Origin of the sequence: Frankia tisae, assembly GCF_025403405.1 — a bacterium.
GTDB lineage: Bacteria > Actinomycetota > Actinomycetes > Frankiales > Frankiaceae > Frankia > Frankia tisai.
Map to the genome: position 1 here is coordinate 1 of NZ_JANEZT010000703.1, position 1243 is coordinate 1243.

The window sequence follows — 1243 nt, forward strand, 5'->3', positions numbered from 1 at the left end:
TGCCTGGTCAACCCAAGGGCGGGCCGGGAGGCGGTGACGCTGGCACCGCCGCGCCGACGCGGGCGGCGGGTGTGCGTCGTGGGGGGCGGCCCAGGTGGCCTGCGAGCCGCCGTCATCGCGGCCGGACGCGGCCATCGTGTCACCGTCGTCGAGCGTGGCGGCCGGCTCGGCGGCCAGGTGCTGCTCGCCTCGCGGCTGCCGGGCCGGGGCGGGCTACGCGCAGTGGTCGACGACCTCGCCGCCCGCCTGGGCGGGCTCGGCGTCGAGGTGCTGCTGGGAACCGTCGCCGACACCGACCTGCTGCGCGCCGCCGAACCCGACGCCGTCGTCCTGGCCACCGGGGCCCGGCCGGTCCGGCCCGGCTGGGCGGGGGACGATCCGCGGATCGTCGGTGTGCGGGAGGTTCTCAGCGGCGCGGCCCGCCCGCACGGGCGGGTGCTCGTGGTGGACGCCACCGGCTTCCATCAGGCCCCCTCGGTGGCGGAACTACTCGCCGCCCGCGGCGCCGACGTGACGGTGATCAGTGACGCGATGATCGTCGGCCAGGATCTCGGTCTCACCCTGGATCTGGAGCGGTGGAACCGGCGCGCGGCCGACCTGGGCATCCGGCAGGACGGCGACCTCGTCGTGACGGGCTTCGAACCGTCCGGTGCGCCAGGTGGCCGCGGGCAGACCGGCAACGCCGGCGGGCTGACGGTGAACGTGACGCACCATCCCACCGGGGCGGTGCGTCACCACACGGCGGACTGGGTCGTGCACACCGAACCCCCCCGGGCGGAGGACGCGCTGTGGTCCACGCTGCGGGCGGATGCCCCGTTCGAGCTACACCGAATCGGTGACTGCCTGGCCCCACGGCGCGCGCACGCCGCCATCCTCGAAGGCGACCGGGTCGGCGTCCTACTCTGAGCCGCCCGAGGCTGCGCGGAGCCGCGCCCCACCGCCAGAGTCCGACGATCATGGTGCCGGGTAGCCGGGAGGGATCTCACCTCCCACCCCCTCGCTCGTCGCCACTCTCCCGTCACCTTAGGTAACCAGACGGCCGGGCCTCGACCCGGGTCCCGGGCGAATAACCGTGCAGGCGCGGGGACCGTGGCGGGTGTTCCGCGGAATTCGAATGACCGTGTCAAGCCGTCGTGGTCGTGGCAGCGGGTTGTGGGGGGAGGAGAACCGGTCCGAGGCGGGGCGGCGTGTCGCTGGCGTCCGAGGTCGAGTGGCCGTTGGCCGTGGCGGCGGTTGCGGAGCG

At 75.0% G+C, this 1243-nt stretch carries 1 protein-coding gene; it reads left to right on the plus strand.

The window, feature by feature from the left end:
• On the plus strand, positions 1-906 hold a 906-nt coding region (locus NBZ85_RS31215; RefSeq protein WP_261563434.1), incomplete at its 5' end, for an FAD-dependent oxidoreductase.
• Positions 907-1243: the final 337 nt, after the last annotated feature.